Source organism: Cognatitamlana onchidii (assembly GCF_004804355.1).
Lineage (GTDB): Bacteria > Bacteroidota > Bacteroidia > Flavobacteriales > Flavobacteriaceae > Cognatitamlana > Cognatitamlana onchidii.
Genome location: NZ_SRWZ01000005.1, coordinates 16,542 through 42,826 on the forward strand (window position 1 = coordinate 16,542; position 26,285 = coordinate 42,826).

Annotated in this window: 26 protein-coding genes and 5 tRNA genes; 7 read left to right on the forward strand and 24 right to left on the reverse strand. The window is 34.2% G+C overall.

Annotated elements, in window-relative coordinates; translation table 11 throughout:
• Window positions 1–14: 14 nt before the first annotated feature.
• The 18 genes from rplK to E5D58_RS10405 form a co-directional block, all read right to left on the reverse strand.
• Complete coding sequence (gene rplK, locus E5D58_RS10320; RefSeq protein WP_136481793.1) at window positions 15–452, reverse strand: 50S ribosomal protein L11; 438 nt, start codon at window positions 450–452, stop codon at window positions 15–17.
• A gap of 77 nt (window positions 453–529) precedes the next feature.
• Window positions 530–1,084 carry a transcription termination/antitermination protein NusG gene (gene nusG, locus E5D58_RS10325; RefSeq protein WP_136481794.1) on the reverse strand — a complete coding sequence of 185 codons (555 nt, stop codon included), beginning with the start codon at window positions 1,082–1,084 and terminating at the stop codon, window positions 530–532.
• Between the two features lie 17 nt (window positions 1,085–1,101).
• Complete coding sequence (gene secE / locus E5D58_RS10330; RefSeq protein ID WP_136481795.1) at window positions 1,102–1,296, reverse strand: preprotein translocase subunit SecE; 195 nt, start codon at window positions 1,294–1,296, stop codon at window positions 1,102–1,104.
• Between the two features lie 75 nt (window positions 1,297–1,371).
• Window positions 1,372–1,444, reverse strand: a tRNA-Trp gene (locus tag E5D58_RS10335).
• Window positions 1,445–1,506: 62 nt separating this feature from the next.
• Window positions 1,507–2,694 carry an elongation factor Tu gene (gene tuf, locus E5D58_RS10340; protein WP_136481796.1) on the reverse strand — a complete coding sequence of 396 codons (1,188 nt, stop codon included), beginning with the start codon at window positions 2,692–2,694 and terminating at the stop codon, window positions 1,507–1,509.
• Between the two features lie 74 nt (window positions 2,695–2,768).
• Window positions 2,769–2,840 (reverse strand) — tRNA-Thr (locus E5D58_RS10345).
• Window positions 2,841–2,920: 80 nt separating this feature from the next.
• Window positions 2,921–2,993: transfer RNA gene (locus tag E5D58_RS10350), tRNA-Gly, on the reverse strand.
• Window positions 2,994–3,066: 73 nt separating this feature from the next.
• Window positions 3,067–3,148, reverse strand: a tRNA-Tyr gene (locus E5D58_RS10355).
• Window positions 3,149–3,196: 48 nt separating this feature from the next.
• Window positions 3,197–3,270: transfer RNA gene (locus E5D58_RS10360), tRNA-Thr, on the reverse strand.
• 101 nt (window positions 3,271–3,371) lie between these two features.
• Window positions 3,372–3,674, reverse strand: coding sequence for a ribosome hibernation-promoting factor, HPF/YfiA family (gene hpf, locus E5D58_RS10365; protein ID WP_136481797.1), 303 nt, complete (start codon window positions 3,672–3,674; stop codon window positions 3,372–3,374).
• Window positions 3,675–3,708: 34 nt separating this feature from the next.
• Window positions 3,709–4,599 carry a tyrosine-type recombinase/integrase gene (locus E5D58_RS10370; protein ID WP_136481798.1) on the reverse strand — a complete coding sequence of 297 codons (891 nt, stop codon included), beginning with the start codon at window positions 4,597–4,599 and terminating at the stop codon, window positions 3,709–3,711.
• Window positions 4,600–4,734: 135 nt separating this feature from the next.
• Complete coding sequence (rpsU, locus tag E5D58_RS10375; RefSeq protein ID WP_136481799.1) at window positions 4,735–4,929, reverse strand: 30S ribosomal protein S21; 195 nt, start codon at window positions 4,927–4,929, stop codon at window positions 4,735–4,737.
• A 118-nt stretch (window positions 4,930–5,047) separates the two neighbouring features.
• Window positions 5,048–6,214: an acyl-CoA dehydrogenase family protein gene (locus E5D58_RS10380; RefSeq protein WP_136481800.1), complete on the reverse strand. Its 1,167-nt coding sequence runs from the start codon at window positions 6,212–6,214 to the stop codon at window positions 5,048–5,050.
• Window positions 6,215–7,075: a ComEA family DNA-binding protein gene (locus E5D58_RS10385; RefSeq protein WP_235835898.1), complete on the reverse strand. Its 861-nt coding sequence runs from the start codon at window positions 7,073–7,075 to the stop codon at window positions 6,215–6,217.
• Between the two features lie 33 nt (window positions 7,076–7,108).
• Window positions 7,109–8,695 (reverse strand): alanine/glycine:cation symporter family protein, encoded by a 1,587-nt coding sequence (locus tag E5D58_RS10390; protein WP_136481802.1) that lies wholly within the window; start codon window positions 8,693–8,695, stop codon window positions 7,109–7,111.
• 100 nt (window positions 8,696–8,795) lie between these two features.
• The gene (locus E5D58_RS10395) at window positions 8,796–9,827 is read right to left on the reverse strand and encodes a potassium channel family protein (protein WP_136481803.1); all 1,032 of its coding nucleotides are present in this window, start codon (window positions 9,825–9,827) and stop codon (window positions 8,796–8,798) included.
• Between the two features lie 3 nt (window positions 9,828–9,830).
• Entirely contained in the window at window positions 9,831–10,058 is a 228-nt protein-coding gene (locus tag E5D58_RS10400; RefSeq protein ID WP_136481804.1) for a PspC domain-containing protein, read from the reverse strand.
• Between the two features lie 36 nt (window positions 10,059–10,094).
• On the reverse strand, window positions 10,095–11,366 hold the full coding sequence (locus E5D58_RS10405) for a DUF2851 family protein (protein WP_136481805.1): 1,272 nt from the start codon (window positions 11,364–11,366) through the stop codon (window positions 10,095–10,097).
• Between the two features lie 95 nt (window positions 11,367–11,461).
• Here E5D58_RS10405 and E5D58_RS10410 point away from each other — a divergent pair, with 95 nt between their 5' ends.
• A complete protein-coding gene (locus tag E5D58_RS10410) occupies window positions 11,462–11,857 on the forward strand; it encodes a DUF2721 domain-containing protein (RefSeq protein WP_136481806.1) in 396 nt (131 codons plus the stop codon).
• Between the two features lie 26 nt (window positions 11,858–11,883).
• On the opposite strand, the gene E5D58_RS10415 is transcribed toward E5D58_RS10410, so the two are convergent.
• On the reverse strand, window positions 11,884–13,119 hold the full coding sequence (locus tag E5D58_RS10415) for an ABC transporter permease (protein WP_136481807.1): 1,236 nt from the start codon (window positions 13,117–13,119) through the stop codon (window positions 11,884–11,886).
• Window positions 13,120–13,127: 8 nt separating this feature from the next.
• Here E5D58_RS10415 and E5D58_RS10420 point away from each other — a divergent pair, with 8 nt between their 5' ends.
• Window positions 13,128–14,396 carry an exo-beta-N-acetylmuramidase NamZ family protein gene (locus E5D58_RS10420; protein WP_136481808.1) on the forward strand — a complete coding sequence of 423 codons (1,269 nt, stop codon included), beginning with the start codon at window positions 13,128–13,130 and terminating at the stop codon, window positions 14,394–14,396.
• On the forward strand, window positions 14,393–15,457 hold the full coding sequence (locus tag E5D58_RS10425) for a serine hydrolase domain-containing protein (protein WP_136481809.1): 1,065 nt from the start codon (window positions 14,393–14,395) through the stop codon (window positions 15,455–15,457). The genes E5D58_RS10420 and E5D58_RS10425 overlap by 4 nt, the downstream gene beginning before the upstream one ends.
• Here E5D58_RS10425 and E5D58_RS10430 read toward each other — a convergent pair.
• A complete protein-coding gene (locus E5D58_RS10430; protein WP_136481810.1) occupies window positions 15,454–16,284 on the reverse strand; it encodes a sterol desaturase family protein in 831 nt (276 codons plus the stop codon). The genes E5D58_RS10425 and E5D58_RS10430 overlap by 4 nt on opposite strands.
• Window positions 16,285–16,310: 26 nt before the next feature.
• Window positions 16,311–16,802: a YkgJ family cysteine cluster protein gene (locus E5D58_RS10435; RefSeq protein WP_136481811.1), complete on the reverse strand. Its 492-nt coding sequence runs from the start codon at window positions 16,800–16,802 to the stop codon at window positions 16,311–16,313.
• A gap of 68 nt (window positions 16,803–16,870) precedes the next feature.
• On the opposite strand from E5D58_RS10435, the gene E5D58_RS10440 reads away from it, so the two are divergent.
• The gene (locus E5D58_RS10440) at window positions 16,871–17,572 is read left to right on the forward strand and encodes a class I SAM-dependent methyltransferase (protein WP_136481812.1); all 702 of its coding nucleotides are present in this window, start codon (window positions 16,871–16,873) and stop codon (window positions 17,570–17,572) included.
• 147 nt (window positions 17,573–17,719) lie between these two features.
• Here the strand turns inward: E5D58_RS10440 and E5D58_RS10445 are convergent, their stop codons facing one another.
• Both E5D58_RS10445 and E5D58_RS10450 read right to left on the reverse strand, forming a co-directional pair.
• The gene (locus E5D58_RS10445) at window positions 17,720–19,459 is read right to left on the reverse strand and encodes a TonB-dependent receptor (RefSeq protein WP_136481813.1); all 1,740 of its coding nucleotides are present in this window, start codon (window positions 19,457–19,459) and stop codon (window positions 17,720–17,722) included.
• Window positions 19,460–19,481: 22 nt separating this feature from the next.
• On the reverse strand, window positions 19,482–22,502 hold the full coding sequence (locus E5D58_RS10450) for a tetratricopeptide repeat protein (protein WP_136481814.1): 3,021 nt from the start codon (window positions 22,500–22,502) through the stop codon (window positions 19,482–19,484).
• Between the two features lie 197 nt (window positions 22,503–22,699).
• Here E5D58_RS10450 and E5D58_RS10455 point away from each other — a divergent pair, with 197 nt between their 5' ends.
• The 3 genes from E5D58_RS10455 to E5D58_RS10465 are packed head-to-tail and all read left to right on the forward strand — an operon-like array spanning window position 22,700 to window position 25,181.
• Window positions 22,700–23,383, forward strand: coding sequence for a cell division ATP-binding protein FtsE (locus tag E5D58_RS10455; protein WP_136481815.1), 684 nt, complete (start codon window positions 22,700–22,702; stop codon window positions 23,381–23,383).
• 2 nt (window positions 23,384–23,385) lie between these two features.
• Complete coding sequence (locus tag E5D58_RS10460) at window positions 23,386–24,246, forward strand: glycosyltransferase family 2 protein (protein ID WP_136481816.1); 861 nt, start codon at window positions 23,386–23,388, stop codon at window positions 24,244–24,246.
• Complete coding sequence (locus tag E5D58_RS10465; RefSeq protein WP_136481817.1) at window positions 24,243–25,181, forward strand: glycosyltransferase family 2 protein; 939 nt, start codon at window positions 24,243–24,245, stop codon at window positions 25,179–25,181. The genes E5D58_RS10460 and E5D58_RS10465 overlap by 4 nt, the downstream gene beginning before the upstream one ends.
• A 1-nt stretch (window position 25,182) precedes the next feature.
• Here E5D58_RS10465 and E5D58_RS10470 read toward each other — a convergent pair whose 3' ends face one another.
• The gene (locus tag E5D58_RS10470) at window positions 25,183–26,280 is read right to left on the reverse strand and encodes a glycosyltransferase (protein WP_136481818.1); all 1,098 of its coding nucleotides are present in this window, start codon (window positions 26,278–26,280) and stop codon (window positions 25,183–25,185) included.
• Between the last annotated feature and the right edge of the window lie 5 nt (window positions 26,281–26,285).

The window sequence follows — 26,285 nt, forward strand, 5'->3', positions numbered from 1 at the left end:
AATGCTTTAATAGATTAAGAAGGAAATTTCCCTGTTACAGTAATTCCCATCGATCTTGCTGTACCAGCAACCATTTTCATAGCAGACTCTGGAGTAAATGCGTTTAAATCTACCATTTTGTCTTCTGCAATAGTTCTAATCTGATCCCAAGATACTTTAGCTACTTTTTTTCGGTTTGGCTCACCCGAACCTTTTTTCACCTTGGCCGCTTCTAATAATTGTACTGCAGCTGGAGGAGTTTTGATTACAAAATCAAATGATTTGTCTTTGTAAACAGAGATAACCACTGGTAATACTTTTCCAGGTTTATCTTGAGTTCTTGCATTAAATTGCTTACAGAACTCCATAATGTTAACTCCAGCAGCACCTAAAGCGGGTCCAACCGGTGGCGATGGATTCGCAGCACCTCCCCGAACTTGTAACTTAACTACTTTACCTAATTCTTTTGCCATTTTTAATAATTTAATTTGATGCTGTTCTTATGTTTTGGAAGCGAAAGAACGCATCAATTTATATAGTGTAACAATTATTATACTTTTTCTACTTGCATGTAGCTTAACTCCAATGGTGTCTTTCTTCCAAAAATCTTAACCATTACCTCAAGCTTACGCTTTTCTTCATTTATCTTTTCAATAGTACCATCAAATCCGTTAAATGGCCCATCAATTACTTTAACCGTTTCTCCTTTAGTGTAAGGAATCGCTACATTAGCCGATTCTTCAACAGCCAACTCATCAACCTTACCTAACATTCTGTTTACTTCAGATTGTCTTAACGGCACAGGATCTCCGCCTTTGGTCTCTCCTAAAAAACCAATAACATTAGTTACAGATCTTATAATATGAGGGACCTCTCCAGTTAAATTAGCTTGCACCATGATGTATCCAGGAAAAAACACTTTTTCCTTATGTATTTTCTTCCCATTACGTATTTGTATCACACGCTCTGTAGGCACCAATACTTGATCTACATAATCTTGCATACCTAAACGAGCAATCTCGTTTTCGATATAGGTTTTTATTTTATTTTCTTGTCCGCTTACCGCGCGAACTACATACCATTTTTTTTCACTTACTTCAGACATAATTCTTCCTTTACCTATTAGCTAATCCATTGAAAGTAAGTTGTGATAACTTTACTGAATACCGTATCTACACCCCAAATAGCAAGGGAAAATATAATAGAAAACACAGCAACCAAAACTGTTAAACTTTGTGCTTCTGCCCATGTTGGCCACGTCACATTATTTTTTAGTTCTCCGAATGATTCTTTTATATAATTTACAATTCCAGCCATTTTGTTATTCTTTATAATTTAAATTGATTGATCTCAATTTTTAAATTAATTAATAGGTTCCCCTATTTTAGATTGCACGGGTTGAGAGACTCGAACTCCCGACACCTGGTTTTGGAGACCAGTGCTCTACCAACTGAGCTAAACCCGTAAATATAAGTCAAGGTATTCCGAAAACGGAATACCTTAACTCAATATTTGTTTAAACTATAATTAGTCTAATATCTCAGTTACCTGACCAGCACCAACTGTTCTACCACCTTCACGGATAGCGAAACGTAAACCTACGTTCATTGCAATTGGTTGAATTAACTCAACAGTAATTGTTAGGTTATCTCCAGGCATTACCATTTCAACTCCATCAGGTAAAGCAATGTTACCAGTTACGTCAGTTGTACGCACGTAGAACTGTGGACGGTAGTTATTATGGAATGGTGTGTGACGTCCACCTTCTTCTTTTTTCAAGATATAAACCTCGGCTTTGAAGTTTTTGTGTGGCGTTACAGAACCTGGCTTAGTAATTACCATACCTCTTGAGATTTGAGTTTTCTCAATACCTCTTAATAAGATACCAGCATTATCACCAGCTTCACCTCTATCTAATATTTGACGGAACATTTCGATACCTGTAATAGTAGATGTTAATTTCTCAGCACCCATACCAATAATCTCTACAGGATCTCCAGTATTAGCAACACCAGTTTCAATTCTACCAGTTGCTACAGTACCACGACCAGTAATTGAGAATACATCTTCGATAGGCATTAAGAAAGGCTTATCCATATCACGCACAGGCTCTTCGATCCAATCATCACAAGCTTGCATTAATTCCATTACAGTATCAACCCATTTAGCCTCACCATTAAGAGCACCTAAAGCAGAACCAGAAATAACAGGACCATTGTCACCATCATACTCGTAGAAGTTTAATAAATCTCTAACTTCCATATCTACTAATTCTAAAAGCTCTTCATCATCAACCATATCAACTTTGTTTAAGAAAACAACGATACGAGGAATACCTACTTGACGACCTAATAAGATGTGCTCACGAGTTTGTGGCATAGGACCATCTGTAGCAGCTACTACTAAAATAGCACCATCCATTTGAGCAGCACCAGTTACCATGTTCTTAACGTAATCGGCGTGACCTGGACAATCTACGTGCGCGTAGTGACGGTTTTGCGTTTGATATTCTACGTGAGATGTATTAATTGTAATACCTCTTTCCTTCTCTTCTGGAGCGTTATCAATTTGATCGAAATCTCTTGCTTCAGATAAACCTGCATCAGCTAATACTTTAGTAATAGCAGCAGTTAAAGTTGTTTTACCGTGATCTACGTGTCCAATTGTACCAATATTTAAGTGTGGTTTTGAACGATCGAAAGTTGCCTTTGCCATGTTTTTTAAATAATTTTAATCTTAGTTATATAATAATATTAGTGTATTCTAATTTTTTAACTCTAATATTTTAGAGCCAATGACGAGATTTGAACTCGTGACCTCTTCCTTACCAAGGAAACGCTCTACCCCTGAGCTACACCGGCGTAAAGTTTTTATTTCCTTTTCTTTCAATTAATTATATTTATAATGAAAGAAGAGATTCCTGCCTTCGCAGGAATTTTAGAGCGGGAGACCGGGTTCGAACCGGCGACATTCAGCTTGGAAGGCTGACGCTCTACCAACTGAGCTACTCCCGCGTTTTTAATAAGCTTTTGCTTATTTTGGTATTCAATATTTCAAAAATCTCATATCCAGAAAACCTGAATTTTGTGGGGAGAGCAGGATTCGAACCTGCGAAGACATAGTCAGCAGATTTACAGTCTGCCCTCGTTGGCCGCTTGAGTATCTCCCCGGACCACTTTTAAACAAAAATTTAAAAGTTATTTTCAATTTTTCAAAGAGCCGATGGAGGGACTCGAACCCACGACCTGCTGATTACAAATCAGCTGCTCTAGCCAGCTGAGCTACATCGGCATTTTCTACACTTTTTGCGCATAAAAAAAGCCCGTTATTTCTAACGGACTGCAAATGTATAGATTTTTTACTTTATTCAAAACATTTTTAGAAAAATTTTACTATAAATGTGCTCTTAATTTTTCTTTTCTTTTTTTAAGCTGTCTTTCTAACGAGGCCACCGCCATATCTGTACCCTCCTCAAAAGTCTTGCACTGCTTTTTTACAATAAAACTATCACCTGGAACACTTACTCTGGCTTCAAAAATTTTATTCTCTTTATCACTAGTATTTTCAACTTTTAAAAAAACATCAGATTTTATAACTTTATCATAAAACATATCTAATTTATCCATACGCTTTTGGATAAAATCTATTAATTTCTGGTCTGCATTAAAATTTACTGATTGTGTGTTTACCTTCATAATACTCGTTTTGGTTTAACAATAATACTAAATACTACTTCTTACTTCTTGGATGCGCCTTAACATGCACTTTTTTAAGTTCGGCAATACTATTATGGGTATAAATTTGAGTGGCCGCCAAACTGGAATGTCCTAGAAGTTCTTTTACAGCATTTAAATCGGCACCTTGGTTTAACAAATGCGTAGCGAAGGAGTGCCTAAGAATATGCGGACTCTTCTTTACCTTTGAAGATGCAAAACTAAAATAATCATTTATTATTCTGTATACAAGTGTTTCATAAATTTTAACCCCTCTTTTTGTTAAAAAAAGATATTCTGCACTTGAAATACGTTCTAATTCCTGCCTCTTAATCAAATACTTACGTCCAATATTAACAACAGATCCTAACAAAGGGATGAGGCGCTCCTTGTTTCGTTTCCCTAAAACTTTTAGTATTTTACTTTCTAAATCGAAATCAACTAATTTAAGCTCTACTAATTCTATTCTTCTAATACCTGTAGAGTAGAACAACTCTATAATAAACCTATTGCGAATACTTTCAAAATCATTATTATCACCAAAATCATTCAAAACCTTTTTAACTTCATCCTCTGAAAAAGGAACCTGAACTTTTTTACTCATTTTTAATGCTTTATGTTTAGCAAGCGGGTTAACCTCAATATCGCCAATTTTAAGCAAGAATTTATAATATGAGTTTAAAGCCGATATTTTTCTATTGATGCTTCTATTCGAAATATGGTTTTCAACCAATACCACTATCCAACTCCTAATTTGAGCATAATTAACATCTACTATAGTTGCAGTCTCATACTCTTCTTCAATAAATTCTGAAAAGGTATTTAAATCATTTTGATAAGCCTTTACCGTTAGCCCCGAGTATTTTTTTTCAAGAAGCAAATAATCTATAAAGGGTTTAAAAGACATAACATAGCAAGATTGAATTGATATGTTAAAAATAAAGAAATATGTTGATATCTTACTTGTTTAAACCTCTATATAGAGGCAAACAAAAAATCCCGCAAAAAGCGGGATTTTTTTATTCAATAAAACGCATAGATACTATACGTTTTCTGCATCTCTTAATGTTTGAATGTATTGCGCTTTTTGAATCTGAGCACGGCGCTCTACAGAAGGCTTTTTATACTCCTTACGATCTTGAAGCTGATTTTTAATAGTCGTTCTTACAAACTTACGTTTATAACGCTTTAACGCTCTATCTATATTTTCACCTTCTTTTACCGGAATTATTAACATAGTGTCTTAACCTCCTCTCTTTTAAAATTTTTCGGCTGCAAATATAAAAAGTAATTTAAGAATTACAATTGCATAAATCAAAAAACTTTTTTCTAAAAACCGCTTTTATTATATCCTATTAAGTTACCGGTTTATATGCTTTTTTATCAATAATTATTTTTGACAATATTTCACGGAGTACTTCTGAGGTTCCGCCTCCTATTGGTCCTAACCTACTATCTCTTAATAATCTAGCTAAAGGATATTCTTCCATATAACCATAGCCTCCTAAAAACTGAAGACATTCATAGATTACCTCATCAGCCATTTTAGTAGATTTAAGTTTCGACATGGTTGCTTCTTTAACCACATACTCTCCTTTATTTAGTCTAAAGGCCACCGAATAATTAAATTGCTTACAAAGCTCCATGTCTGAATAAAGCTCCACAAACTTATGTCTTAAGGCCTGGTATGTATCGAGAGATTTCCCAAAAGTAGTTCTTTCAGACATGTAATTAAGAGCATACTCCAAGGCATATTCTGCTCGAGCATGCGCGTTTATTCCCATTACCAATCTTTCTAATGAAAAATGCTGCATAATATAAGCGAAGCCTTCCCCCTCATTACCTAAAAGATTTCCAACTGGAATCTTTACATTATCAAACGCTATTTCTGCAGTATCGGATGCTCTCCAACCAAGCTTATCCAGTTTTGTAGACGAAATACCTTCTGTTTCTCTGTCTACCACAAAAATACTCATTCCTTTATTCCCCAATTCTGGACTAGTTTTGGCCGCAACAACCAAATAATCACTATACATGCCATTAGTAATAAAGGTTTTAGACCCATTAACCACATAAAAATCTCCTTCCTTAACTGCCATTGTTCTAATACCAGCAACGTCGCTTCCTCCAGACGGCTCTGTGATACATAAACAACCTATTTTTTCTCCAGATATACTTGGCACTAAGTACTTTTGTTTTATGCTTTCGTCCCCTTCTGCATTAAGATGCGTCATAGCCAAATATACATGCGCCCAAATTGCTGCTGCAAAACCTCCTGAATTTATTTTTTGAAGTTCTTCCTGTAAAATAACAGTGTAAAAAAGATCTAGATTTAAACCTCCATATGCCTCAGGATAGTTGATTCCAAAAAAACCCATATCACCAAATTTTTCCCAAATAAAGCGATCAATAGTTCCGGATTTTTCCCACTTGTCAATATGTGGAACAACTTCTTTTTGTAAAAAATCTTGAAGGCTAGCTCTAAAAAGATTATGCTCTTCAGTGAAGTACATGTTATTCATCTAGTTTTCTTTTTCAATGTGCAAATATAATTCAATTATATTGATTTTATTTACGGGGAAGTCTTTAACTTTTGTTAATTCATTTAAGCTTTTGTAACCTTCTCTTAATTGCCTCCTCTCAATAATATTATGGGCTACGTCATAGTCAATATGAGGAATAGTAACTAAATCATCTACCGATGCCGTGTTTAAATTGATTTTATTTATGTGTCGAGGTGTTTTAACAGCAAACAAGTATGTTATATTTTTAAAAACTTCCGGAGTTAAACCGTAAACATCCGTTAACTCCTCGATAGAATTAAAACCTCCTTTCCTCTTGTTTCTTAATTTGATTATGCGCTCGGATAGAACCTTGCCTACTCCGTTAACTATTTGAAGCTCTTTCGCCGTGACCGTATTTAAATCTTGTTTTTCACCAAAATTCTTTTTGATATCTCCATTTAACCTAAGCCCTTTATGCTCATTTGACTGATCCAACCAATCCGGAAACCTAAAATAGGGTGACATGTTTTGAAGTAGACTGTCTGAAACTCCGGTAACCCTCTGAAATTGTTTTGTTGAATTAATCCATTTGTTTTCCTTCCTGTAGGCTAAAAGTTTATCTATTTCCTCGTTTGTCATTCCCAATATAGAACCTTTATAATCATCTATAAAATTAGGATTAAAAGGATAAGTTTTAGGCGCTTGCTTCTTTAGCTCTATTCTTTTTAATGAATCCATCTCATTAATAAAAACCTTTAATTCTTCTTGGTTTACAGCCACCGGCGATTGAGAAAAGTCAATAAAAAAATAAATTGATTGAAGTATAATAATGAGTGCCAAAAATAAAAAAATCCCATTTCGCTGTTTTCTTGTAAACATAAAATGGGATTTAAAACTCATTATAAGTTTGTATTATTTATTCGCCCTAATGGCTGCAATATATTTTTGTAATTCCTCTCTAACTTTTGGAAACAATATAAAGCATCCTATAATATTAGGAACTGCCATAGCAAATATCATAGCATCCGAAAAGTCCGTTACCGCTCCCAAACTTACTGCAGAACCTATAACGATAAATAGGCAGAATATAATTTTATATGAATAATCTGAGGTCTTTGATCTTCCAAACAAAAACATCCAAGATTGCAAACCATAATATGACCATGACAGCATAGTGGACAAAGCAAACAGCACTACAGCTAGAGTAAGTACGTATGGAAACCAAGGCAAAACAGAAGCAAAGGCTTTTGATGTTGCCAAAACCCCATCTGGAGCTTTAACTCCGTATTCCATAATACTACCATCGCCATTTGTGATTATAATAACCAAAGCCGTCATAGTACACACGACTACTGTATCTATGAATGGTTCAAGCAAAGCAACCAAACCTTCGGAAGCTGGGAACTTTGTTTTAACAGCTGAATGTGCAATAGCCGCAGAACCTACTCCTGCTTCATTTGAAAAAGCAGCCCTTTGAAACCCAATAATCAGAACTCCCAGAACACCTCCTGTTATGCCTTTTGCATTAAATGCTCCATCAAATATTTGTCCAAAGGCAGAACCTATTAGGCCAAAATTAGATACCAAAATAATGATAGCTGCTACGAAATAAATACCAACCATAAAAGGCACTATCTTCTCTGTAATACTGCCTATTCTTTTAATACCTCCAATAATTACAATTGCAACAACAGCAGCCATAACAACACCAAAAACAACACCCGCAGAAGTTGAGTTTGCACCAATCATGGTATTAAACTGTTGAGCCGCTTGGTTAGCCTGAAACATGTTACCACCACCAAAAGATCCACCTACACACATAATTGCAAAAATAACAGCGAGCACTTTTCCTAAAGTTCCTTTACCTACATCTGCAAGCCCCTTTTTTAGATAATACATAGGTCCGCCAAAAACGGTTCCGTCTTCCCCAATATCTCTATATTTTACACCCAAAGTACATTCCACAAATTTCGAAGACATACCTAATAGCCCCGCTAAAATCATCCAAAACGTGGCGCCAGGCCCACCCAAAGAAATCGCTATGGCCACCCCAGCAATATTCCCTAAACCAACCGTACCAGATAACGCCGCTGTTAAGGCTTGAAAATGAGACACCTCTCCTTCCTTACCCTCTATAGCAATAGTATCTACAATGTCGCCATCAACTACATTTACCATAGACTTTTGCTCTACTTCATGATGGTCTACATCATCATATTTACCTCTCACAATGTTTATTGAAACAGGAAATAATCTAATATTAACAAGCTTGAATAAAACAGTAAATAGCAATCCTGCTGTTAAAAGCATGATTATTACAATAGGCATCCCAACATCTTCTGTAAACTGAATAGGATAAAAAACAATGGAACCCCATGCATCTGAAATTGGCTTAAAAGCTTCATTAAATTTTTCATCCATACCTTTTTCAGCAACTTCTTGCGCAAAAAACAAAAAAGGTGACAATAGTGTAGTTATAGAAAGAAGATATTTCTTCATAATGGTGTTATAGATTAATAAATTTCATTGAAAATTTCTTACTGAAAAGAAAGCAAGATGCTAAAAATAAATGAAATTCTAAAACATCGGCAGTTAAAACTTACTGATCTTCAATTTCAATATCGAATTTAGAATTAAGTTTTTCGATTTGTTCTGGACGTCCCAAAACAATAATTTTAGAATTTGGTTCCAGTTTCATTTCTGCTTCTGGATTTACTGTATATTCCCCCTGACTATCCTTGTACCCAATAACTGTACAACCCGTTTTTTTTCTTAAATCAAGATCTTTAATAGTCCTTGCTTTTTTAGAATTATATAGTTTTTCTACAGCGACTTCTTCAATATTAATATTAGACTTGCCAACAATGGCGAGATTATCTATAAACTCCATTAAACCAGGCACTACTACAAGAGATGCCATATGATCGCCACCAATTTTGTCCGGTAATATCACATTGTTAGCCCCTGCAAACTTGAGTTTTTTATAAGACGACTCATTAGATGCCCTGCTTATAATATTAATCTTACTGTTTAGCTGCCTAGTTGATAGCACCACAAATAAATTATCGGCGTCATTTGGCAAAGCCGAAATAAAACACGCAGCTCTGTCAATACCAGCGCTAACAAGCACCTCATCTTCATTCGCATTACCAATTACATAAGGTACGTCGTCCATTTGTAAACGCTCTTCCATTTCTTTGTTTTTATCAACAACCACAAACTGCTTTTTGTAGGCCATTAACTTTCTTGCCGCCTGCTTACCATTTCTACCGTACCCACAAATAACGATGTGGCCTTTAAAACTATCAATTAATTTTTGCATCTTTTTGTGTTTTAATTCTTCAACATCATTTTTACTCAATATATATTCAGTGATTACGGAAAGTGCATAACCCACGATAACAACACTTCCAAGTATTAAGAATATTGTAAAAATTTTTGATTCTGTATCCAAAGGCACTACTTCGCTAAAACCAACAGTAGTCATTGTAATTACAGTCATGTATAGCGCGTCAATCCAGGAGTAACCAGACAAAAACTTATAACCAACCACCCCTATTAATAAAATAACACAAAGCAGGAATACCGCGGTGTATATTTTGGTTCTAAAAAACTTAATAAGTGGATTCATAGGTTACAAATCAAATACAGAAGAACGCTTAGTATAAACCAAATCTTTTATACGCATCCAAAAAGCTAAAAATAAGTACAAAGCAAAACCGAACCCAACAGTAACAAAAGTAAGATACATAAATGTGGTTCTAACCACTTTGGCCCGAATCCCTAACCTATCGGCTATACGCTGACAAACATAGTATCCATGCTTCTGAAAAAAGAGTAATGGTTTATAAATAACGTTCATGCCGCAATTTAATACTTACTTTAGTTGTTTAAAAGTTTAATGGCTTAAAAGTTGATTCCCAATAGCACATTTTAGGCAATTATTTTTGTCGCAATATTCTGCTTTAAGCTGAAGCAAGGCTTGTGACTTCAATGAGGAATCGGACACTATTTTTAAATCGTTATAAGCACTAACAATACTATTCTTCTCCGATTTTAGTTTACTAGCTAAAGCCACAATAGTAGCATCCATTCCTTGTCCTTTCTGCCTTACATAACAAAATTTTAAGGGAAGGATTGTATTGATTAAAATCAGATCTATAAATGATTTTGACAACTTCTTAATTGATGGTTTTGATACTTTCTTAAACGTATAGTGTGTTTTCCAATAAGTTGCTGCTGACACATTAAACAAACTATAAAAATCTTCCAATTCATTCAAACTCATTACTTTCGAAAATAAGTTTTGATTTTCATGATATAAACTCGCCAATTGAGATAAACGAATAGTTGGGAAATTGGCAGGTCTTAACCTAAAAAAATCTGGAGCTATAACCTGAAAATTTTCTAATCTAAACTTCTGTGTTAAAAATTTATATTCTTTAGTTAACTCATTGTAATATGCATCTTCAAACTTTTTGTCTAATAATTTGGCCTGTCCAAAAAGCAGCGCTTCCAAAGCTATTTTTTTAGATTGCACCTTTCTTATTATTGCGAAATCTATTGACTGAGACAAGCTAAAAAATGATTCGCCGTTAACTTTTAATCCAAAATTTTTGGCAAGCATTTTAAACAGTACAGCTTCCCAATCGTTTTGCGATTTTCTTAAAAGATCTTCAATAGTCTTAGATTTTCGCTCTAAACGTTCAAAATAAAGTCGTTCTAGCCAATTATTGAGAACGATATTTTTAGTTTGATGAAATTCATTTTCACAATTAATCCACCTCATTTCGCGAGAAAACAGCTTTTGGTAGTTATGAATAATAAAATCATCAACAAAATCTTTTAACTGTAAAGTAGGTATTTCAGAATTGTCGCTCCTAAAAATATGGGTGTCGTCTTCCCAAACCACATGTAAAATAACATTGTTATAAGCATTATCTTGTTCATGATTATGAAGAAACCAGTCTGATGATTTTACATGAACCTCAACATTACCAGCCCAAAGTTGCCCTCCTATTTTAATGGACGCATTAAAAAAATCGGGGCCAGAGTTTAAATTATGTCGGCCCACCGAAATTACAACAAGTTCTTCTCCTTGCGTTGTTTCTAAGTTGTTAAGCCTAATTTTTTTATATTTCCAGATATAATGTAAAAAGTCTTCTCGCATCTGTTAAATATAAAATTCTTACAGAAAAGAACCAAAACGACTTTTTAAATTATTTGTAATGTGTCTAAGTTTGTAATTTCGCTTAAAACCAAAAAATGGAACAACTCACCCTCACAACACCAGCCCTATTATTCTCTGCTATTTCCTTGATTATGCTAGCCTATACAAATAGGTTTTTAGCCTATGCAGCCACCATAAGGAGCTTACACGACAAGTACATTCAAAACAAAGATTCAATATTAATTGCCCAAATTGATAACATTAAAAAGCGGTTGTATTTAACAAGATCTATGCAGATATTGGGAATTAGCAGCCTCTTGCTCTGTGTACTAACTATGTTTTTAATCTATATTGAACAGCAGTATATTGCCATATGGGTGTTTGGCTTAGCACTTATTTTACTTATTCTCTCTTTATCGTTACTAATTGTGGAAATTCAAATTTCAGTAAAGGCTCTTGAGCATCATATTAGTGATATTGAAAACGGTTAACCTAAAAAGGCAAAAAAGTACTTTACCTATTGAAACCTGATCGCTTTTACTGGAGATATTTTTGTTATGATATAAGAGGGCACCAATAACATCAATAAACACAAAACGAGTGTGCCAAGATTTAAGGCCAATATATACCCAAAACTAATGAAAACAGGGGCTTCGGTAACATAGTAAACACTTGGATCAAGAGGAAATAACTTAAAGTACTTTTGCGCGAACAGGAGCCCTAAGCCAATAAGATTACCCCAAAACAAACCCAGTATAATAAGGTAACCGGCGTTATAAATAAACAATTTCCTGATACTCCAGTTACTACTTCCTAAAGCTTTCAAAATGCCAATCATTTGTGTGCGCTCTAAAATTAGGACTAACAGAGCGGTAATCATATTTATTCCTGCAATAAGAATCATAATACCTATAATTCCAAAGATATTTTTATCAAATATCTTGATCCATTCAAAAATGGAAAAGTATTTCCCAGTTATGGTTATGGTATTGAACGTAGAAGGCGTGTTATGATAAATTTCAAGTCCTTTCTCCTCTAATTCACTATAGTCGTCAATAAACACTTCAAAGCTACCAACTTGGTCAGGCTTCCATCTATTGATACGTTGCAAATGTCTTATATCGCCTATTACATATGTTGCATCTAATTCTTGAAACCCAGAATTAAAGAGACCCACAACATTGTAAGTTATAATATTAGGTAGTTTTTCTGGATCATCTTTAGCGAACACCATCTGGAAGGTATCGCCCACATTAAAACCAAGCCTGTTCGCCAAATATTCCGAAATTAAAACCTCTTCGTTTCGTTTGCCAGAATAATCGGGCAATCTACCTGAAACTAGAAACTCCTTAAAATACCCCCAATTGTAATCTGCTCCAACCCCTTTAAGATAAGCTCCCTCAAAATCGGTTTCTGTTCTAATCACACCAAATTTTGATGCTACAGCTTGAACATGAGTTACCCCTTTTACTGCGTCAAAATTTGGATAGAACTCCTGATTTATCGAAATAGGGGTTCCACTTTCTTGAGAATTATTACTATCGTAGTTTGTAATGGTAACATGGCCATTAAAAGCAACTACTTTATCACGTATTTTTTGTTGTAAGCCAATACCCGTGGCTATAGCAATCATCATTACCACAATACCTATAGCAATGGCCGCTATACCAATTTTTATAATTGGTGCTGATATGCTACTTTTATACGCTTTACTACCAATAATGCGTTTAGCTATAAAAAACTCGTAATTCAATTTACCTTATGACCTTAAATGTGTTCAAAAATACAGTTTTATTCTTTGTTTTAGCCATGATTTCTTGTGCTTCTAAAATGAAAACAAATAACCATACCAATGATAAAAACGCATCTGTTTATCTTGTAAATAAAACTATAAACGTTGATAGTACTAGGATACTGGTTGGGGCGAACCAAACGGAATTGTATTTACCCCTATTAAAAGGTAAACACGTTGGTATTGTAGCTAATCAAACATCGGTTATTTTTAAAAACCATAGTTCTGAGACCAAAAAGACACTTTACACTCATTTAGTTGACTCCCTTTTAAGCTTAAACATAAACGTTAGGAAAGTATTCGCACCGGAACACGGTTTTCGAGGAACTGCTGATGCAGGTGCCAATGTTTCCGACGGTATAGATAAGAAAACAAAGCTTCCACTAATTTCTCTACATGGAAAACATCGAAAACCAACTCCAAAAGCTTTAAAAGAATTAGATATTGTTGTTTTTGACATTCAAGATGTTGGTGTAAGATTTTATACATACATTTCAACATTACATAATGTTATGGAGGCTTGTGCCGAAGCTGGAATTCCAGTAATAGTATTAGACAGGCCAAACCCTAATGGGCACTATGTGGACGGACCAACTCTTAAAATTGAAAACCAGAGTTTTCTCGGAATGCACCCCATACCTTTAGTGCATGGTTTGACAATTGGCGAATATGCTAAAATGATTAATGGAGAGCAATGGTTAGCTAATGGAGTACCATGTGACATTAAAATAATCCCTGTAAAAAACTATACACATTACACCCCTTACAGTTTACCGATTAGACCCTCTCCTAACTTGCCCAACGACCAATCGATTAAACTTTATCCAAGTCTTGGTTTGTTTGAGGGCACTAATATTAACGCTGGAAGGGGTACTGAATTTCAGTTTCAACGGTATGGCGCACCCTTTTTAAACAATAAAACTATGACTTTTAAATATACGCCTATCCCTAATTTTGGAGCCAAACACCCAAAACACAAAAACATCTTGTGCTATGGAGAAGATTTAAAAGATGTTAGTGTTAAAGGCATGTCCTTAAAATGGGTTATTAAAGCCTATCAAAACACTACAGATACCTCTAAGTTTTTTAACACTAGTAACTTCACAAAACATGCTGGCACAGACCTTTTACAGAAACAAATCATGTCCGGTTTATCTGAGGCAGAAATAAAAGCATCTTGGAAAAAAGAATTGGAAAAATTCAAATCCACCAGAGCAAAATACCTGATGTATCCATGATACGTTTTTTTATTGTGATATCATTTTTATTGACCTCTTTGGGATTTAGTCAGAATTCTCAGCTAAACAAAACTGAAGAAACGAAAAAAGCAAAGAAGCTTGCTAAAAGGTTTATGCGCAAACAGAAGGTTCCGGGTATGTCAATTTCTATTTCGTATCAGAAACAACTTATCTGGTCGGAAGGTTTTGGCTATGCTTCACGTAATCCAAAAGTAAAGGTCGATCCTAGCAGAACATTATTTAGAATTGCAAGCATTTCTAAATCGATAACCGCCTTAATATTAGCTAAACTTGTTGACGATATGCTCATTAATTTAAATGAAAGTATCTATACCTACATTCCAGATTACCCGAAAAAGAAACATGATTTCACCGTAAGGGAATTGGCAGGTCACCTTGCGGGTATACGATCGTATCGAGGCAACGAATTTACGCTTAACAAAAACCTATCGATTTCTGGAGGTGTAGCCTTATTTGCCAACGACTCTCTTCTTTTTGAACCATCTACACAATTTTCATATAATACTTTTGGTTATGTACTGTTGAGTGACATTATGCAAAAAGCTGCTCGAAAAAACTTTGAAGATTTAGCTTTTGAGACTATCATCTCCCCGTTACAGATGACTCATACTACAGTAGATGCTCCTGACAAAAATCTGCCCTTTCAATCAAAATTTTATAAAACTAAATGGGAACTGTCTACGCCTGTTAACAATGAATACAAAATAGCTGGTGGAGGTTATTTATCAACTTCGGAAGATTTAATAAAACTGGGACAGGAGGTTATAAATCCTTCAATTATTTCTAAAGCTTCTTTATTGGAGCTTATAACCTCTCAAAAATTAAAGAATGGCCATTCAACAGGTTATGGTATTGGGTTTTCTGTTGAATACACCAAAAGTAAAAAACTGAAATACTACCATACTGGTGGTGGTGTGGGCGCCTCCACAGCACTTATTATCTACCCGGAAGACGCCTTAGTTATTTGCATACTAACTAACAAGTCTAACGTCAAAATTGCGTCATTTATCGAAGGCTTAGAGGCTATTTTTTTTAACTAATCCTTAATAGTTGAGCGTCGATACTTTTGGAAAGGTTGTTTGAGTAAATTAATAATGCTACTATTTTCTTTTTCATCAGGAAATACATCAACTCCATAAATGATTTTATCTGGATCTAAATCCATATATGTTCCAAATAGCCTATCCCACACCGAAAAAATATTACCATAGTTTGAATCGGTATAAGGCAAAACATAATGGTGATGTACTTTATGCATATTAGGCGAAACAATCACATAACTTAAAATCTTATCCACTCGTTTTGGTAGCTTTATATTGGCATGACTAAACTGGGTAGCAATTACAGATAGTGTTTGATATAGCATAACTAACCCTATTGGGGTACCAACAATTATAACGCCAAAAGCCGTAAAGAAAAACCGAATAACACTTTCTATTGGATGATGCCTATTGGCTGTGGTAGTATCTACGTTATGATCTGTATGGTGTACCAAATGAATCATCCATAGTGGTTTTATTTTATGCTCAATGAGGTGAGGTAGGTAAGCACCAAAAAAATCTAAAAACAACAAACCTAAAAACACATAAATTCCCAGTGGCATTTCTGGTAGCCAATTAATAATTCCAAAATTATTAGCTACGGTCCAATCTGCTGATTTTAATAGTAGGAAGGCCAGAGGTAAATTCACCAATAATAAGGTGAGGTTAAAAAACAAATTAGGTATGGCGTGCTTCCATTTTTTATAACTGAAATGAAATAGGGGTATAAAGCCTTCAATAATCCAAAAAAACGTTAACCCTCCAATAATTAAAATGGCGCGATGATGAGATGGAATGATTTCGAAGTAATGTATTATAGTTTCCAGAGCACAAGTATTTGCAATAAATATACTTATTTAATTTTTTCTTTCATAGCTTCAACAATGTTAAAGGCTGCTGGGCAAATGGCTACATTTTTTAAAGTGAGATTAGAAATTTGCTGAAACTTTTTTCTGTCTGTATGCGGAAACTCTCTACATGCCTTCGGTCTAACATCATATATAGAGCAGTAATTATCTGCGCCTAAAAATGTACACGGTACACTTTGCAAAACAAAATCATTGTCCTCATCGACTCTTAAATATTGCTCTATAAAATGCTGAGACTTCATTCTAAAATGTTTTGCAATTCTATCGACATCTTTATCTGTAAATAATGGACCTGTTGTTTTACAACAATTAGCACATTCCAAACAATTGGTACGCTCAAACTCTAGGTCATGCAAGTCCTGCATGATATAGTCTAAATTTTTAGGCGGTTTCTTTTTAAGCTTAGCAAAGAATTTTTTGTTCTGGTTATGCTTATCTTTGGCATGCTTTGGAAGATTGTTTATTTGGTCTTGCATACAGCAAAAATAATCAAAGTTCTATAGATTGCATCTTGTATCTAAAACATAAAAAGAACACCGCAACCATGAAAGACCTTTTTGGAAAAGCCCTACTAGACTACTACAACGGAAACTATATACAGGATATAATCACCGAAACCAGTATCTCTGAAAAGGACATATTACCATTACCTTATTTATTTAGAGATTATAGTGACATGCCTAAAATAGAACAAAAGGCCCTAAATATTTGTAATGGTAAAATTCTAGATGTGGGCTGTGGAAGTGGAAGCCATAGTCTATATCTTCAAAACAATGGTTTTGAGGTAAAAGCTATTGATATTTCTGAAGGCGCTATTGAAGTAAGTAAAAAACGAGGGGTTAAACAAGCTCAAGTTAAAGCGCTCTTAGAAGAAAACGCATGTTTTGATACCATATTACTGCTAATGAATGGTACTGGAATTTTTCAAGAAATTAAACAAGTGTCTAAATACCTTAGTCATTTAAAAAAGCTATTAAATCCCAACGGACAGATTTTAATCGACTCCTCAGATATTAAATACATGTACCAGGATGAAGATGGAGGTTATTGGATGGACGTGAACGCCGGTTACTACGGAGAATTGGATTATTACCTGTCTTATAAAGATGATAAAGAAACACCTATGAAATGGCTTTATCTCGATTTTGAAACATTGAGATTAGCGTGTAAAACTGTTGGTTTACAGTGTGAGCTTATTTTAGAAGGCAATCACTTTGACTACTTGGCTAAACTGAGTGAACCATAAAGAAATAGGATCCTTTTGGCTAGCCTGCGTTAAGGATTGTAGTGAAAAGCCCGCAGTGGTGCCAAATGGTATATTTGGCATTGCGAAGACTTGCAACGCAAAGTCTGCCCCAAGTGGGAACGCCCTTAAACCAAGTACAACATACGTTTATCTGAAATCGAACTTGTAAATTGCGCCTGCCATAAATTGTAAACCTTGAACAGGGTAATTAGTCCATTTTTGATATTGTTGGTTTGCTATATTATTAACCTTCGCAAAAAATGAAAACTGTTCATTAATATGATAACCAACGTGTGCATTAGCATCGAAGAAACTATCTAAACTAACTGTTTGAACTGCATTGTCTGGCATTAAGGTTGCTTCTATGCTTTGCTGATCCTTGCGCTCTCCTACAAAAAATAGGCTAGCACCAGTAAACCAATGTTCATCAATTTGATAGTCGAAAAACATGGAAGCCTTCATATTTGGTAAATTCCAAGCCTCGGCTTCAACATTTGAACTATAAATAAAATACTCCCCTTTAACACCGAGTTTGAAATCCCTGTTAACATCGGCATTCAACTCCCCCGTAAATTTAAAGGTATCAACATCGTCGTATACAATGCCATATGAATTACCAAATTCATAACTTCTTTCGGCTGAAACATTTTTAATAATGTTTGATTTAAAAAGTGCCTTGTCTTTATCTGCCATGTAACTACCGCTAACATTATAACTCATAGTGCTAGAAATCTTTCCTTTTAACCCTACAAAAACGTTATAAACTTGGTCTGTAGGCATGATTAACAAGGTTGGAGACACGAATTGGTTTTCGTTTGCAAAGCCATGATAGCTATTTTGGAATAAACCGCCCTTAATACCACCGTAAGCTATAAGAACTTCATGAACCAACCTATAAGAGGCGTCAATATTTGGGTATATATAAAACTTATTTTTACTATTTTCAAAATCATTTAGATAATAAAGCGACACCCCTAAATTAACGGTTAAATCGTCTTGCCTCAATTGAAATGTTGGCGATACACCGATCTGAAAATTACCATATTTTAGTTCGGCGTTATCCAAATAATTTCTATCAAAACTCCCACCAAGATACTCCGCTTTAAAATCTGTTGAAATTTCTAAGTCGTTTATTGGAATGTCTACCCTAGCCTTGGCAATAAACCTATTTTCTCCAGATCCTTGGTTATCGGAAAAATGACGAAAAAACACACTCCCAGAATTAATATACGTATCCTCGAAAGTAAGTTCACCTCCCACATGAGCATCAAAAAATGAATGTCCTACGTTTAAATTATTTATTAAATTAGAATCATCTTTAAACAGGTCATTAATACCATACCAATTGTAATGTTGAAACTGAAATCCACCATCTATATCCCAGGTCAGATCGCGCTCCTTAAAAGCATAATTCACTTCCAATTTTGAGTTTATAAAATCATCGTCTAAAACCACCTCGTCTATACCTCCTCCCGAGGAATGATGACTTACATATCCCCCAATATTCTCATGTCTATTTAAGGCATGGTTTAAATAAACTTCTCCCAAAATTGTATTGTAAGTACCTAAACCCAATGAGGCATAATTATCATAGAGTTTTGCTGGTTTCTTTTTTTCTACCAATGCTGCTTTTCCTTTTGCTGGCGTAAATGTTGAAGCTACGGGAAATGAATTTATATTATACTTAATATCCTTTTTGGTTTCGGTAGTCTCATCATCAAGAACTGGTACTTCCTTAATTTTAAAAGCATCTGAAATGGTTGGTGTATAAGGTTTTACCACATCTATTACTCCTGTAGTAAGTGTATCGCCTTTTTTTTGAGCGCTCACCGCTGCAACACTTAACAACCATATGAATACGACAAATATATTTTTGTGCTTATGCATCTCTTAATTTTTATAGATAATGTTAATCTTCTGATTGGACTGAAGTGTTAGTTTTCGATTCGTTCTTCTTAATTTTTGATAGCTCTTCTTTTGCTTCTGCAACCACGTCTTCAAACTCAGTAAAATTTTGAATAACACTTTCTAAAATATAAGTCGCTTGAAACGCATCATTTAAAGCATAGAAATTCTTAGCCATAAGAACAAGCCCTTTGGCACTATATACTTTATACCCTGAAAAGTCTTTAGCTAGCCTTTGAACAGATTCGTTTGACGCTTCATGTTTTTCTTCCTTATTTTGAAAATAAGCTCTATAGTATAATGCTTCGGCGGCCATTTCTCCCGTAGCTGTTTTTTCTACTTCAGCATAAGCAGATTGGGCCTTTTTTTCATTACCAGTATTAATTGCTGATCTTGCAATAATAATTTGGGCATCACTCAAAATTTTATTGTCAATGTTAGAGTTTTTTAAAACATCTTCTGCATAAGAAACCGCGACTTCATATTCCTTTATTTGATAATTTGCCTTCATTAAGTTTGATAAAGCAAACACAACATTATGCTGAAAACTGGCCTCATCCTCCAGTCTTTTTAACAATGGCATGGCCAAATCCCAGCTTTTATTTTCCAAATAATACTGAGATAATTTAACTAGAGCCTCTTCGGTAAATTCGCTTTGCGATGCTTCCACTACATACTTGTAATGAGGCGCTGCATTCTCCTTTAAATTTTTATTATCGTATAACTGAGCGATGTAAAAATGTGACTTTAAGGCATGTAATCCTTTTGGAAACTCATTAAGATAATCATTAAACTCCCTTATGGCTTTATCTACATTATTATCTAAATACTGCTTCTCTGCCGATTCGTAAGTTGCATTATCTAGTTCAACGTTTGTAACCTCAACATAGTCTAAGGTATTCACCCATACCGCATACTCATTAACCTCCCCCATATCGATATAAATTAAGCGCGCCGTTGAAACCGCTTGAACCGCTTCTGGTGAACCTGGATAATCTTTTGCTACTTTCTTAAACTGCGTTAGTGCTTCAACATTTTTATTTTCGTTATAGTATACCAAACCTTTACGAAGCAGAGCCTTTGGAACGAAAGAACTCATTCTGTACTCATCTACTAACTGGTTATACTTTATCATAGCTCTATCGGACTCGTTTTCTTTAACATAAGAATTGCCAAGTTCGTACAACGCATCATCACGTAACTTTGATTTTTTATAGGTAACAATGAATTGTTCTAACTCACTTATTTTTTTCGAAGAATTACCTAAGTAACCAACGCTTAAGGCCTTCTGAAAAGCGGGATAGTCTGATTCAATTTCACTTAAATTTATGGCTTTTTCGTAGGCTTTAATTGCGTTACCATAATCACTAGACACAAAATAAGCATCTCCCAACCTTAGATACGCATCATTCAACCTTACCTTATCATTTACTGAAGACTCTACAAAAGCACTAAAAGCCTTGGAAGCCTGATTATACTTTTTAAGCTTAAAATAGGTGTAAGCTAAATGATAGTTTAAACTTTTATACTCTGGCGTATCAGATGATTCTGTCTGATTTTCAAACTGCTTAAACCCAACAAAAGCTTCGTCGTAATTGGACAAGTTGTAATCTGATTCTGCTTTCCAGAATGTTGCTCTAGACGTATAAATAGGGTTAACAGCCAATTTTAAAGAAGAACCAAAAAGAGCTGCTGCCTCCAAATATTGACTTTCATTAAAAAGCTCTAAGCCCCTGTAAAATGTGACTTTTTGATACGCTAGCTTATTCTCAAAACTCTTCTTACCCTCCAACAAAACCAAAGCCTCTTTATAGTTCTTTGATGTTATATAAGAGTCTATTAAAAGTGTTTCTATTTCTTCCTTATAGGCAGATTCTGGATATTTATCTAAATAAGCCGATAACACCTGAGGGGCCGATTGGTAGGGGTTCCCAATCTCGTAACTAATTTTAGCGTAGTTTAACCAAGCATCTTCTTGAATTTTTACATCGAAACTCATTTCTGAAGCATTTTTAAAAGCATTCAAGGCTTCTTGCTTCTTGTTTAAATGTATGTAACTTTCACCTAAATGATAATAGGCATTTTGGGCTATGCCATTGTTACCTTCAATAATTTTATTAAACTCAGAAATGGCGTTTTCATAATCTTCTTGTTTATAATACGCGTAACCAAGTTGATAATAATCTGTATTATTCCATTTTCCGTTTTTACCGTTATAGTCTTTCAAATAAGGAACAGCTTCGCTGTATTTACCCAAATTAAAATAACTCTCTCCAATAATTTTAGACAACTCAGACACCTCATCCTCATCACTGGAGTCCATTTTACTTTTGGCCAACGCAATAGCTTTATCAAATTTACCTAATTTAAAATTTAAGTCCGCTTGATAATAAGACAGCTTTTCTTTGTAACGATCCTGATCTTGAACCTGATCGAAGTATTGATTTGCTCTATCATAATCATTACCTTGATAAGCCATGAAGCCGATATAATATTTCGCTTGAGAACCATATACAGGAGAGTTCTCTACTTTGCTTAAATACTTTTTAGCCTCTTTAAAATCTTTGGTTAAAAAGGCTGTGTAACCATTATTAAAATAAAATTTTTGCAACTCGTTATAGCCCAAGGCCGTTTCGTCCACACGACTATACCACTTCCTAGCATAGGCGTATTTTGACTTACTAAAATAATAATCGGCCACATCTAAAAAAGCTGTATTGCGCTTTGTACTTGTAGGGTATTCATCGACAAAATCTGTTATCAATTGGTCGGCATTTTGTTGATTTAACCTTACGGCACAATTCGCAATATAATAAGCACAATCAGATTGTAAAACGAGCTCGTCTGTGGTTTGTCTAACTTTATAAAATAAAGATTGTGCAGCTTGGAATTGTTGATTGTTATATAGTGAAAGTGCTTTTTGATACTTCACCAAATTACTTGTAAAAATTGCCGATTGTTGCGCCGAAACAAGGTGGCATATAGCTATAATAAATAGCGTGGCGACAATACTTTTTTTAATCATTAAGCGTTTGGTTTTAATTTGAATCAAATATAATTTAATCTAAAATGTATAACGAAATAATCGTTCCTTAATTATAAACGGAATTATTAAATATCCTTTTAGCCTTGGCTTTTAATTTAAACTTTTAGCCCTTACTTTTTAAGAATTAACATTTTAGTAATACATTTACAGCAAGACAAACAAGCGCAAACCTTTATATGAACAACTCTATATTACAATTAAAAGATGCCTCTATTTACCAAGGTAATAGCCTTGTCCTTTCAAAAGTTAGTGTAGAAATTAATAAAGGAGATTTTGTTTATTTAATTGGAAAAACAGGTACAGGAAAAAGCAGTTTCATGAAAACGCTTTATGGGGACTTGCCTTTAAAAGAAGGAGATGGCCTTATTGTAGACTTTAACCTAAAAACACTTAAGGAAAAAGACATTCCTTTTTTAAGGCGAAAGCTTGGCGTTGTATTTCAAGATTTCAAACTATTAATCGATAGAACTGTTCATGACAATTTACGTTTTGTCCTAAAGGCCACAGGTTGGAAAGATAAAGATAAGATGATCGCGAGAATCAATGAAGTTCTGAGCAAGGTTGGAATGAAATCTAAAGGACATAAATATCCACATGAATTATCTGGAGGAGAGCAACAGCGCGTGGCCATAGCAAGGGCTTTACTTAATAATCCTGAGCTCATTCTTGCAGACGAACCTACGGGTAACTTAGATCCGCAAACCAGTATAGAAGTTATGGAGGTGCTTCAGGAAATCAATAAAAATGGGAACACTATTTTAATGGCGACGCATGATTATGCTTTACTGCTAAAATACCCAAGTAAAACCTTAAAATGTGATGAAAATAAGGTTTTTGAGGTAGTGCAAAAAAGAAGTTGATTATGCTTTCGGTACTAATCCCCGTTTATAGTTATAATATTGTTCCCCTTGTAGAAAATTTACACCATCAGTTATCTTTGTCTAAGATTAATTTTGAGATTATCGCCTTAGATGACGGATCTAAATCACCACACAACAAAGTAAATTCATCTATTAACCAACTCGAGTATTGTAAATTCACAGAGCTTCCTAATAATCTTGGTCGCAGTGCTATTCGAAATTTACTTAGTACCCATGCGAGATTCGAGAATCTTTTATTCGTGGATGCAGGTACGTACCCTAAATCCGATGACTTCATTAACACATACCTAAGAGAATTGACCTCTTATGAAATACTTATAGGTGGCATGAGTTATTTGAACACTGCTCCTAAAAAACCTTATACACTTCGATGGCTTTACACTAAAAAAAGAGAAAGTAAAAAGGGGCTACACTCGTGTAACTTTTTAATCAAAAAAAGTATTATACAAAAGCATCCTTTTAATGAATCCTTAAAAGGATATGGCTATGAAGATGTTCTTTTTTTTGATAGTTTAATACAACTAAATTACAAAACGAAAAAAATAAATAACCCGGTAGTACATAGCGCAGATGATAATGCTGATACGTTTATCAAAAAAAATGAAACTGCTATAAAAAACCTTATTTATTTAATTGAAAACAAAGAGTTTTCTATAGAAAAAATAGGTGTTTCCAGATGCTACGCCTTTTTAGAAAGGTTTAAAGTAAATTATCTAGTATTTCGATTCTACATTCTTATTAAACCGTTAATAAGAAAAAACCTAAATTCGTCATATCCAGTGCTATTTCTATATGATTTTTATCGTTTAGGGTACTACTGTTCTTTAAAAAACAACTCATGAATCCCTTTTTCTCTGTAGTCATTCCGCTTTATAACAAAGAAAATTACATTGAAGCCACGCTCAATAGTGTTTTAAATCAAACCTTTCAAGATTTTGAGGTGGTTATTGTCAATGATGGGAGTACCGATAAAGGAGTAGAAATTGTTTCCTCATTTCATGATGACAGAATAAGACTAATTAATCAAAAAAATCAAGGAGCCTCTGCCGCGAGAAATAAAGGGATCATACTATCGGCAGGACAATTCATTGCCTTACTGGATGGCGATGATTTATGGTATAAAAATCATCTGAATGAATTACTATTTCTTACAAAAAAATTTCCAAATGCAGGTTTGTTTTGTAACAACTACGAAATTGTCTTAGAAAATGGATTTATAAGAAAAACAAAATTTAATTTTAAGCATAATGATAATTCTCTAATTGTAACCAATTATTTTGACGCAAGTTTAATTGATCCCGTTGCTTGGACATCAGCGGTATGTTTTTCTCGAAATGACTATTTAGACTTGGGTGGTTTCGATTTGAAACTTTTGTCAGGACAAGATACAGATTTATGGATTAGGTTTGCCTTAAGTTTTAAGGTGGCATTTAATCCTAAAATAACCGCTTGTTACAATAATCACATAGAAAATAGCTTATCTAAAAATGACTTAAACACAATACGAAAAAATATATTTAACAAGTATAAACAAATTGAAAAAACCAATCCTCAGCTAAAAAAATATTTGGATATAATTCGATATTCCTTAGCTATATCTAGTATATTAAAAAATGACATGGTCCTATTCAATGAGTTAAAGAAGAATATTGTATTATCTAATTTAAACATTAAACAAAAGCTATTATTATCGCTTCCTAGACCTATGCTCTCGTGTTTGTTTAGGATTCAAAAAAAACTTATCAGCTATAATATCTATATTACTGCCTACAAATAAATTATGATAACAATTCTTTCCAATCATTTGTAATCTTTTCTACCGTGAATTTAGAAACACTAGACACAGAATTACCCAAACACTTGTTGTACAGCTCTTTATCTTCTACAAACATATTAAAACCAGCTGCTAATTGTTTAGGATCAAAGTTCTTTACAAGTAATCCGTTATAACGATTCTTTATAATTTCTTTTGGACCAGCATTACAATCAACAGAAACCACAGGAGTACTTAAGCTTAATGCCTCTGGAATAACCATTGCAAAGCCCTCTGACCTGCTGGACAAGGTTAAAAACATGGCCTTTCTTATATATGGATAAGGGTTTTTTGTAAATGATTTAAAAACAACATTATTAGAAATCCCCAAAACTTCGGAATAATTTTTCAAAACATCTAAATCTTCTCCATCACCTAATAAAAGTAGTTTAATACTATTCTCTTTTAATTGAGATATCTTATAACTCTCTAAGAGTAACCTTAAATTTTTCGCGCGATCATTTAGCCTACCACAATAAATAATATACTTTTCTTTATCTAATACGTCACTTCCGTTTTGAGACAACCTATTAATTTCCTTAAAATCAAATGCGTTATAAATCGTTTTTATATTAGATAAACCATAAAGCTTTTCAAACTTTTGCCTTCCTAGCCTAGAAACACAAACCATAATTTCGTTTTTATAGAGCCATTTATTAATAGTTCTATACTTGGTAAAAGCGGTAGATTCTTCAAAAGAATGAATCACATAAATTGTAGGAGAGGTATATATAAACTTTGTAATTATAATTTCTCGATAAGTTTGATTCCTTGGCCTATTATCAACGATATATTGAAAGTTATTTTTGTTTAAAAACCTTTTAAGCTTAACCAAGCGCGATATTCTTCTAATAGGCGTGTCTTTTTTATTTTTAAACTGCCCAAGGTCGAAGACTTTACCTTTATAATTAAATGAAACTCCAGAGTCGACCGTTACAATGGTTACCTCATAACCCAAATTATGAAACATAATGGATTGCATTGCGGAAGCTTTCTCAGCTCCTCCTCCATTTAGTTTAGAGCATACAATACATATTTTTTTTCTATTTGAATAATCCTCCATTCCTT

Excerpts from the sequence above, each read along its gene's own strand:
- rplK (WP_136481793.1), bottom strand. The coding sequence starts at position 452 with ATGGCAAAAGAATTAGGTAAAGTAGTTAAGTTACAAGTTCGGGGAGGT.
- nusG (WP_136481794.1), bottom strand. The coding sequence starts at position 1,084 with ATGTCTGAAGTAAGTGAAAAAAAATGGTATGTAGTTCGCGCGGTAAGC.
- secE (WP_136481795.1), bottom strand. The coding sequence starts at position 1,296 with ATGGCTGGAATTGTAAATTATATAAAAGAATCATTCGGAGAACTAAAA.
- tuf (WP_136481796.1), bottom strand. The coding sequence starts at position 2,694 with ATGGCAAAGGCAACTTTCGATCGTTCAAAACCACACTTAAATATTGGT.
- hpf (WP_136481797.1), bottom strand. The coding sequence starts at position 3,674 with ATGAAGGTAAACACACAATCAGTAAATTTTAATGCAGACCAGAAATTA.
- E5D58_RS10370 (WP_136481798.1), bottom strand. The coding sequence starts at position 4,599 with ATGTCTTTTAAACCCTTTATAGATTATTTGCTTCTTGAAAAAAAATAC.
- rpsU (WP_136481799.1), bottom strand. The coding sequence starts at position 4,929 with ATGTTAATAATTCCGGTAAAAGAAGGTGAAAATATAGATAGAGCGTTA.
- E5D58_RS10380 (WP_136481800.1), bottom strand. The coding sequence starts at position 6,214 with ATGAATAACATGTACTTCACTGAAGAGCATAATCTTTTTAGAGCTAGC.
- E5D58_RS10385 (WP_235835898.1), bottom strand. The coding sequence starts at position 7,075 with ATGTTTACAAGAAAACAGCGAAATGGGATTTTTTTATTTTTGGCACTC.
- E5D58_RS10390 (WP_136481802.1), bottom strand. The coding sequence starts at position 8,695 with ATGAAGAAATATCTTCTTTCTATAACTACACTATTGTCACCTTTTTTG.
- E5D58_RS10395 (WP_136481803.1), bottom strand. The coding sequence starts at position 9,827 with ATGAATCCACTTATTAAGTTTTTTAGAACCAAAATATACACCGCGGTA.
- E5D58_RS10400 (WP_136481804.1), bottom strand. The coding sequence starts at position 10,058 with ATGAACGTTATTTATAAACCATTACTCTTTTTTCAGAAGCATGGATAC.
- E5D58_RS10405 (WP_136481805.1), bottom strand. The coding sequence starts at position 11,366 with ATGCGAGAAGACTTTTTACATTATATCTGGAAATATAAAAAAATTAGG.
- E5D58_RS10410 (WP_136481806.1), top strand. The coding sequence starts at position 11,462 with ATGGAACAACTCACCCTCACAACACCAGCCCTATTATTCTCTGCTATT.
- E5D58_RS10420 (WP_136481808.1), top strand. The coding sequence starts at position 13,128 with ATGACCTTAAATGTGTTCAAAAATACAGTTTTATTCTTTGTTTTAGCC.
- E5D58_RS10425 (WP_136481809.1), top strand. The coding sequence starts at position 14,393 with ATGATACGTTTTTTTATTGTGATATCATTTTTATTGACCTCTTTGGGA.
- E5D58_RS10435 (WP_136481811.1), bottom strand. The coding sequence starts at position 16,802 with ATGCAAGACCAAATAAACAATCTTCCAAAGCATGCCAAAGATAAGCAT.
- E5D58_RS10440 (WP_136481812.1), top strand. The coding sequence starts at position 16,871 with ATGAAAGACCTTTTTGGAAAAGCCCTACTAGACTACTACAACGGAAAC.
- E5D58_RS10445 (WP_136481813.1), bottom strand. The coding sequence starts at position 19,459 with ATGCATAAGCACAAAAATATATTTGTCGTATTCATATGGTTGTTAAGT.
- E5D58_RS10450 (WP_136481814.1), bottom strand. The coding sequence starts at position 22,502 with ATGATTAAAAAAAGTATTGTCGCCACGCTATTTATTATAGCTATATGC.
- E5D58_RS10455 (WP_136481815.1), top strand. The coding sequence starts at position 22,700 with ATGAACAACTCTATATTACAATTAAAAGATGCCTCTATTTACCAAGGT.
- E5D58_RS10460 (WP_136481816.1), top strand. The coding sequence starts at position 23,386 with ATGCTTTCGGTACTAATCCCCGTTTATAGTTATAATATTGTTCCCCTT.
- E5D58_RS10465 (WP_136481817.1), top strand. The coding sequence starts at position 24,243 with ATGAATCCCTTTTTCTCTGTAGTCATTCCGCTTTATAACAAAGAAAAT.
- E5D58_RS10470 (WP_136481818.1), bottom strand. The coding sequence starts at position 26,280 with ATGGAGGATTATTCAAATAGAAAAAAAATATGTATTGTATGCTCTAAA.